The organism is candidate division WOR-3 bacterium (assembly GCA_039801905.1).
Taxonomy (GTDB): domain Bacteria; phylum Hydrothermota; class Tepidihabitantia; order Tepidihabitantales; family JBDRVQ01; genus JBDRVQ01.
Window position 1 is genome coordinate 18,836 of sequence record JBDRVQ010000025.1, and the last position, 8,372, is coordinate 27,207.

Annotated in this window: 7 protein-coding genes; 2 read left to right on the plus strand and 5 right to left on the minus strand. The window is 41.5% G+C overall.

The window, feature by feature from the left end:
* The first annotated feature begins 47 nt into the window (after positions 1-47).
* On the plus strand, positions 48-338 hold the full coding sequence (locus ABIL00_05860; protein MEO0110279.1) for a hypothetical protein: 291 nt from the start codon (positions 48-50) through the stop codon (positions 336-338).
* 166 nt (positions 339-504) lie between these two features.
* On the opposite strand, the gene ABIL00_05865 is transcribed toward ABIL00_05860, so the two are convergent.
* Entirely contained in the window at positions 505-2,601 is a 2,097-nt protein-coding gene (locus ABIL00_05865; GenBank protein MEO0110280.1) for a FlgD immunoglobulin-like domain containing protein, read from the minus strand.
* Between the two features lie 230 nt (positions 2,602-2,831).
* On the opposite strand from ABIL00_05865, the gene selD reads away from it, so the two are divergent.
* On the plus strand, positions 2,832-3,815 hold the full coding sequence (selD, locus tag ABIL00_05870) for a selenide, water dikinase SelD (protein ID MEO0110281.1): 984 nt from the start codon (positions 2,832-2,834) through the stop codon (positions 3,813-3,815).
* A gap of 184 nt (positions 3,816-3,999) precedes the next feature.
* Here the strand turns inward: selD and ABIL00_05875 are convergent, their stop codons facing one another.
* From ABIL00_05875 to lptE, 4 genes are all read right to left on the minus strand, one after another.
* Entirely contained in the window at positions 4,000-5,466 is a 1,467-nt protein-coding gene (locus ABIL00_05875) for an amidohydrolase (GenBank protein MEO0110282.1), read from the minus strand.
* Between the two features lie 174 nt (positions 5,467-5,640).
* The gene (locus ABIL00_05880) at positions 5,641-6,279 is read right to left on the minus strand and encodes a transposase (GenBank protein MEO0110283.1); all 639 of its coding nucleotides are present in this window, start codon (positions 6,277-6,279) and stop codon (positions 5,641-5,643) included.
* Positions 6,280-6,461: 182 nt separating this feature from the next.
* Entirely contained in the window at positions 6,462-7,772 is a 1,311-nt protein-coding gene (gene rlmD, locus ABIL00_05885) for a 23S rRNA (uracil(1939)-C(5))-methyltransferase RlmD (protein MEO0110284.1), read from the minus strand.
* Positions 7,766-8,254 (minus strand): LPS assembly lipoprotein LptE, encoded by a 489-nt coding sequence (gene lptE, locus ABIL00_05890; GenBank protein ID MEO0110285.1) that lies wholly within the window; start codon positions 8,252-8,254, stop codon positions 7,766-7,768. The genes rlmD and lptE overlap by 7 nt, the downstream gene beginning before the upstream one ends.
* Positions 8,255-8,372 lie beyond the last annotated feature (118 nt).

The following is an 8,372-nucleotide window of genomic DNA, read 5'->3' on the forward strand; positions in this document are numbered from 1 at the left end:
AAGAAGAGGGTGAGAGGTAAAAAAGGAGGGTTTTATCTTTATAAGAAGTGGGGGGCGATATAGGGGGCGGTATAGGGGATTTAATAGGGGGCGTAAGGGCAGGTCTAAGAGAAGGTGTAATTCCGGATTTAATAGAGGGTTTAATGGAGGATATAATACAGGGTGTAATCGGGGGTCTAACCGAGAGTCTAATAGGGGGTGTAATCCCGAGCCGTATCGGGAAGGTAAGGGAGGGGGTAATGGGGGATATAATTGGGAGAGGCTTCCCAAGAGTGGTATCTTTTGTAATACGGTCAAAAAGAGACTTAAACAATTATGGAGTAAGACTTATCTTTTGAGAATTAGCAAAAAAGAAAGAAGAGAATGGGTAGGGGGAGAGGAGTCATCGGGAGGTTAGATAAGATAGCACTTTCCGACTTTTGGGTGGTCGCGATCTCTCTGAATAGTACAAGAAAATAAAAAAGGCGGAGAGGGTTGACTCTCCGCCTTTCTCTTTTTGTGGTTTTAGTGCAAGATTATCGCCTTGGTCGTTTGCGAGCCATTATCCAGTTTCATCTTTAAGAAGTAAATGCCATTGGAAATTGAATTGCCATTTCTATCTTTACCGTCCCAAACCAAGTTGCCATCTTTCGCTTCGTTTATCTCCTTTACTACTTTACCGGTCGCATCATAGATTGATAGCCCTTTCACACCTTTGAGAATAAGAGGCATCCTCAATGGATTATTGATCTTTATCTCGGTTTTAGTAATTCCCTTTCCTTCTTTTATCTCCACTTGCTGCCGGCTGAAAATTAAAGTACCATAGGTTGCCGCATTATTCCAGTTTGCTCCCGGCATCGTTGTGGGCCAAGTTCCCCAATAAACACTCCCAGGGGCTGCTGAGACGTAGACATAGAAACCAACCGTATCCTCTTCCGGATTGATCGTATAGTTCCATTTCTGAGTTCCCTTTGCTACTACCGCCTCAAACTGCAAATGACCAGAGGCAGTACTTGCCCGAGAGATACCATTACCGGTTAACCAACGAGTCCAATAAGCGCTTGGGATATTCCCCGTGCCGATTAAAGCCCGATAAACGACTGTATCCCGGGTCAGCCAGACGAACCAGTGGTTCCCTTCCGAAGAGTCAGTGGTCCAGACTCGGTTATAATTCTCATCCAAGTAACAACCAAACTGGTCGTAGTCTTCCCGGGTTGCCTTGGCGACAAAGTCAAGTGCCCAATAGACATTATTGGAATCGTGTTTCACATACAGGAAGACACTGCCTGGTGGTCTTGCCCCACTCCCTTGCATATTTAAGACATCGGAGATATCCCATTTTAAGGCATCCGCCCATTCCGTTGGTTGGATCTCACCATCAACCGTTGGGATTACTTGATACCAGGGGGCAATTAAAGTATCCCGAACTAAGAAAGAAAAAGTAGTCTGCCTTAAAGTATCATTTGCTCGGTTGGAATCGTTCGGCAAGTCGGTAAACATCTTTACTTGATAAGAAGCACCGGCCGGACCAACTAACCAGTTTGGAAAAGAGACCAAAGCGGTCTCATTCGGAGCGAGGGTTCCGGTATAAGTTAAATTCTGATTATAAATCCTTGTGCCCGCAGAATCAATCCAACAATAGACCGGAATATTGGAGACACTATTCGTGCCGAAGTTTTTAATTCGGGCAAGGGGGGCAATTACACTATTCGGGTCAACCAATTGGGTCGGTCTTCTTATTGCATCAACCCCAACATCCAATCCGGTTGGTGGAGGGAAATAAAGCCGCAAGCAGACAACCTCATCCGGTGTGCCTTGATTGAGATATAAGAGAAAAGTATCGCGCCACATCTCACAACCACCCGCAATTCCCGTAATCTCCGGTATCACCTGCTGGTCAAGTTTGGTAAGAACCGGATAACTGAACTTGGCAATCTTTCCCTGAGAGGCTCCGGTCTGGACCGACATCCAAAGGAAACCGTGATTATCATAACCAACACCATAAGAGGTATCAATATTAGAATAAGAATGGGGATTGTATGGTGTATCTTTATAGAATTTCCAGAAAGGAGTACTGAAATTAAGAGAGATGAGGGAATCTAAGGGATCACTACCTAAGGCACGATGACAAGAAAGACCGGTTCCCGGAGTAAAAGAGCGGACTACGGTTCGGGTCGGGACATGGATGACATTAACTGCTGTTCTCCAGGAGGCAAAAACCGTATCGCCCCGGCAGGTCATATCCCGCCAGCCCCACCGGTCAGTGATTCCCGCGGGTTGGTTAAAGGAATCAATCAAGGTGCGCGTCCTTAAATTATAGACATAAACTTCCATATAGTCAGGGGAGGTGGTAGAGGAAGCACCTTCGGAGACCCAGAGGATGGTATCGTTAACCGGGGTTAAGCCAACATGGTAAGTATCGGGTAAGGCGATCCGCCATTCAATCGTATACGGAATCGCCTTTTCTACTGGTGACGGAGGAACTGGAGAAAGTTTTGGAACTAAAACCTCATTAGTGAAGTCAAAATTCTCTGCGGGTTGTTCAGAAGGAGTAAGGGAAGTCTCTCCGGCAAAAAGGAAAACGAAGATAGTTAAAAATAAAGATATTTTATAAAGTTTCATAAATCCTTCCATAAACTTTAATAATAACACAAAAACTTATTTTGTCAAACACTCAACTCGCTATTGAAGATAACCGCGAAATCTTGTGGTTCCATTTCTCTTATCTATCCTATCTCGCGGAGATAATTTTTCTTATCTTGACTTTGAAATATCCTCTGATAGAATAAAATATGAAAAAAGAGATAAAGACCATCTTAGATACGATTCTCTGTCCGGGTTGAGCATCTAAATTGTCCCAGGCGCAGTTGGCGCAGGCATTAAAACTTTTACCCCGGATTAGAGATAAGAGGGTCTTAGTCGGTTTCAATACCGCGGACGATGCCGGTGTTTATCAATTGGATAAAAACCGGGCATTGGTCCAAACCGTTGACCTCTTCACCCCGGTCGTTGATGACCCTTATCTCTTCGGGCAGATTGCTGCGGCTAACTCTTTGAGTGATATTTATGCGATGGGTGGTAAGCCATTGGTAGCAATGAATATCACAGGTTTTAATGCCAATCTCCCAATTGAAGATTTGGCTCTCTTATTAAAAGGAGGGCAAAAGAAGGCAAGAGAAGCCAATTGTCCAATCATCGGTGGGCACACCTTTCGCAATGAACAAATCTTTTACGGTCTTTCCGTAACCGGTCTCATTAACCCAAAGAGAATAATTACTAATGCCCAAGCCAAACCCGGTGATGTAATATTTTTGACCAAACCCTTAGGCACCGGAACTATTGCCCAGGCTTTAATCTTAAAAACCGAAGTGAGGGAAGAGACAAAAAAAATAGCCATCGCCTCAATGACCAGATTAAATCGGGATGCCTCAGAGGTTATGAAGAAAGTAGGGGTGAATGCGGCAACCGATGTCACTGGTTTCGGTCTTTTGGGACACCTTTCGGAAATGGCGACTGCCAGTAAGGTTGGGATAAAGGTCTTTGCCCGAGAGGTGCCGATAATTGAAGGGGTAATTGAATTGGTGGAAAAGGGGATAATTGATTCCGGGGTGATGATGAATAAATATTCCTTTGGTGCCAATATCTCTTTTAGTGAAAACTTACCTTCTTTCTATCAGACGATTCTCTTTGGGTCCGAGTCATCCGGTGGCCTTTTAATCTCCTGTCCGAAGAAGAAAGCGGAGAAGATGGGGGAGAGGTTAAAGAAAAAAGGGGTGTTTTATAAAATCATTGGGGAAGTAGTTTCCGAAAATCCCGGAAAGATAATCGTCTTATAACCTTGGAGTTAAGGCGTAAGCCTTTTATAAAATCCTTACGGATTAACTCCCTTGAGATTGCTTCGTCCGCCCCAGGCGGACTCGCAATGACAATATCCATTATTCTCGGATTTAACTCGTAAGACTTTTATTTCTTCCTTCGTCATGGCGAAGCAATCCCTTTTTTCTCAAAGCCTTTTATAAATTATAAAATTTTTTTCCCTCTTTTATAAACCGCTACTATTTCACTTTCTTTTACCAATAAGTTTTCTTTTAAGACGATAAAGTCCGCCCAATAACTCTCTTTTAGCATCCCAATCTCATCTTCTTGGCAAATACCATAGGCACCAAATTTCGTAAAGAGATAAATGGCAGACTTTCTATCCAATCTCTCTTTTTCGTTGGGATGGAAAACCGCTGATTTTATCCCCAAAATTGGGTCAAGGGGGGTGATGGGAGAATCAGAACCACCGAGTACAATTAAGCCCTGTTCAAGAAAACTCCTATAAGGGTTAGTAAATTTTATTCTCTCGCCCAGACGGGAATGGTACATCTTTCCTTCTCCGCCCCAGAAATATTCAAATGCTGGTTGGACCGAAGGTAAAATTTTTAACTTTGCCAATCTTCTTAATAGATCCGGTGGCACCAATTCGCAATGCTCAATCCGGTGGCGGAGTGGATTATCTTGGAGAATTCTTTCAAAACCCCTTAAAACTTGGTCAATCGCCCGGTCACCGATACAATGGAATGCCATCTGTAAACCTTCTTTATCCGCTTCTTCCTGAAAACGGAATAAATCTTCATCCGAGAAATATAAAATCCCGTTCTCTCCTTTTTTATCGCTATAATCTTCCCTTAATGCCGCGGTGTGGGAGCCGAAGGAACCGTCAATTAAAATACAGCCACCAATGCGGTTTAAGCCCAGTTCTTTAACCATCTTGATATTTAAGGTCTGGGGAAAGATGATAACAGAAATTGGTAGGGAGGGGATTAAATCTAAGAGAGTTTTAATATCTTCCTCTCGAACCATCGCCACCAGGGTTGTTACTCCTTTCTTTATTGCCCGAGAGACCCCTTCTCGGAAAGCCAATTTTTTCCCTTCTTCGTCAAGGCGACTCTTAAAATAGGAACTGGCAATCTCGTTTGCCTTTCCTCTTAAAAGACCGGTTGGCTCTTTATATCTATCCAATTCCATCCCTTCTGGTATCTCATTCGGAAATACCAAAGACAAACCTTTCGTATTTAAGACGCAACTGTGCCCATCCTGGCGGAAGATTATTACCGGGATTTTATCAATTACCCTATCCAACTCCCTCCGGTGGGGGAAGCGCTTCTCCTTTATTTTATCCGGCTCAAAATTAAAGGCAAAAATCACACCGAAGGGTGCAAGACTTTTCTTCTCTACGGAAAGCATCTCAAACAGGTCAGAAAGTTTTTCAATCCCAGTTAAATCGGGAAAGATTAAATTCAAACCGGTCTCTAAGAGGTGGCAATGATTATCAATGAACCCGGGAAAGATATGATATTCTTGATAATCAATTAAAGGTAGGGGAGAGGGGAAATTATTTTTCTCAACCCCTGCTATTTTCCCATCCTTTATCACAAGATAAAAATATACATCATCATCAGATAAAGTATGGATATTCCCCTTAATAATAAAAGACTTATTCATATCCTGGAATTAAGGCGTAAGACTTTTATTGAACTAAGTCCCTCGCCTTGAGCGAAGTCTCGCTTCTTAACGGCGGATAAGACCTTCATAAAATCCTTACGGATTAACTCCATAACTTTCTTCTGGAGTTAAGGCGTAAGCCTTTTATAAGTCGTGAGACTTTTATAAAGTCCATTAATCCCCTTCAATTGTAAAATCTATTATCGGATATCTCTCAAACACAGACATCAACCAATTTATGCCGTTTACTTTTAGCCAATAATTGAAACTAGAAAATTTGTAATCTTCCATCTGTTTCACATAATTATGCTTTATGGGATTGTGATGAACATAATTGAAATGTCGCCAGAAATCCTTTTCTGAGCGGAGACACTTATCCCAATAATTTTGCCATATCTTTCTTCCTTGTTTATTTTCTCTTTTATTAACTTCATAAGAAAAGCCAGTATGAATTTTGGCGGTAATCTTCGGTAAATCAGCGCCCTTTTGGGTCTGGAAAAGGAGATGGTAGTGATTATCTAAAATTACCCAAGCGAATAGATTATAATGGTATTCTTTTAACCATTTTCTAATCTTCTTTAGAAGCATTATCTTGTATGAATCTGAAGAGAGAATTGGTTGGTCCTGATAAGTATGAGCAGTGAGGAAGTAAAAGGTATTGTCTAAATAAAAATGAATGGGCTGATGCCTTTTGGAATTCAGTCGTGAGACTTTTCTGGAGTTAAGTCGTAAGACTTTTATTGAATTAACAGATGAAACTTTTATAAAATCCTCACGGATGAACTTCATAAAATCCTTACGGATTAACTCCATAACTCTCTTCTAGAGTTAAGGCGTAAGCCTTTTATAAGTCGTGAGACTTTTATACTCTCTTTTATAAAATCCTCACGGATAAACTCCATAAAATCCTTACGGATTAACTCCATAACTCTCTTCTAGAGTTAAGGCGTAAGCCTTTTATAAAATCCATATAAAATCCTTACGGATTAACTCCATTATTTTGGCACAAGTTTGGCGACGCTCTCAATATGATAAGTCTGGGGAAACATATCAACCATCTCAACTTCTGCTACCTCGTAATTGAACTCGGAGAAAAATTTTAAGTCTCTCGCTAAGGTTGCCGGATTGCAGGAGACATAGACAATTATCTTGGGTCGGAGAGAAGTTATCTTTTCAATTAAAGGGAGAGAAACCCCTTTGCGCGGTGGGTCTAAGATAACCTTATCAAACCTCTTTAAGGAATCAATAACCAATTGGCAATCACCTAAGATGAAATCAACATTTTCTATCCCATTTATCTCTTTATTTTTCTGGGCATCCTTAACCGCCGAAGACGAAATCTCCACCCCAATCGCTTTTCCCACAAAACCGGCAATCACAATAGAGAATGTCCCGACACCGGAAAAGAGGTCAAGGACAATATCATCCTCCTTTGGCTCCAAAAACTTCAAGACCTTCTTAATCAACCTTTCGGTCTCTTGGGTATTAACCTGAAAGAAAGAGCCGGCTGAGATTTGGAATCTCTTATCCAAAATTTTCTCATAATAATAATCCCGACCGGCAATTAACCGAAAGTCATCGGTAAGGATTCTATTCCTTGGTAAGGGGTTGATATTATTTAAGATGCCGACAATACCCATCTCCTCTCCGAAACCAGAAAAAATCTTCTTGTCTAAAATTGGCTCCCGGCTGACAACGGTCAAAAGAATCTCATTAGTCCTTTCCCCCCTTTTTAAGACGAGGTAGCGAAGATTCCCTTCTTTCTTTATCTCCGAGTAAATCTTCTCCTGAGAAGATAAAACATTTTGTTGAAAGACCGATTTAATCAAATCAAAAACCTCAGGTTGCAGGGGGCATCTTTGGACATCAATAACCCGATGGCTCTTCTTCTCGTAATAGCCAATCTTCAATTTCTTCCCATTGCCCAACATCATTTGGACCTTACTCCGATAACCCCACTCCTTTGCCGGATAAGGATTTTTCACCGGCATAAAAATCTTCCCTAATCTTTGGAGGCATTCTCCGAGCAATAACTTCTTTATTACCAATTGTCCGGGATACTGGAGATGCTGGAAATCGCAACCGCCACAGATAGTAAACTGGGGGCAGATTGGCTTAACCCGGATGGGAGATGGTTTAATAACTTCTTTTAATTTCCCGAACCAGTATCCCTTCTTCTTCTCAACTATCTCGGTCTTAATTAACTCTTCGGGGCAGGTATAAGGGACAAATACCTTTATCCCATTATAATCTCCCAAGCCGTAGCCACCAAAAACAATCTTTTTAACCTCCAAATCAATCACCATTGGCTAAAAGTCTTTCTTAAAATATCTTGGCATAACTTCTCAATCGCCCGATTGATTCCTATCTCTTCGGTCTCTAAATTTTGGTCATAAGTGCCGAAGACAGAGAAATTTCCTTCCCAGAGGTCAGTTCCCTTTACCCTTTCTTCGCAGCGGGCAGAACAGTCAAGAGTTATCTTCCAGGTTGTGATATTCTGGTTGGCATCATAAGAGAAAGGGGTCTTATTAAAATTAGTGATCTGGCAATAGATAATAATATCCGCCTCTTCCAGACTACTCACATCTAACCGCTTATCCTTTCGGTAGGTCTCAATAAGGGTATTGGTCAATAAATCTTCTAAGCCAATTTTTAAGGTCTTATTCTCCGCCAAAGGGATAGCAACCTTTTTAATATCCGAACGGATTAAAGAGAGCCGCGTAGAATAACCACAACAACCAAAAAGGAAAAGAGAGAATAGTAGCGTTAACCAGAGATACTTAAACATTAGCCATTATAAAAGAGAAGGATTAAAAATCAAGTTTGGAGTCTTATCTATTCTTCGGTTGTTAAGCAAGTCTGATTTCTGCCAGAGACTTAATTTCCTGTGAGGCTTTTCTGTCATT

Excerpts from the sequence above, each read along its gene's own strand:
- ABIL00_05865 (MEO0110280.1), bottom strand. The coding sequence starts at position 2,601 with ATGAAACTTTATAAAATATCTTTATTTTTAACTATCTTCGTTTTCCTT.
- ABIL00_05875 (MEO0110282.1), bottom strand. The coding sequence starts at position 5,466 with ATGAATAAGTCTTTTATTATTAAGGGGAATATCCATACTTTATCTGAT.
- ABIL00_05880 (MEO0110283.1), bottom strand. The coding sequence starts at position 6,279 with ATGGAGTTAATCCGTAAGGATTTTATGAAGTTCATCCGTGAGGATTTT.
- rlmD (MEO0110284.1), bottom strand. The coding sequence starts at position 7,772 with ATGGTGATTGATTTGGAGGTTAAAAAGATTGTTTTTGGTGGCTACGGC.
- lptE (MEO0110285.1), bottom strand. The coding sequence starts at position 8,254 with ATGTTTAAGTATCTCTGGTTAACGCTACTATTCTCTCTTTTCCTTTTT.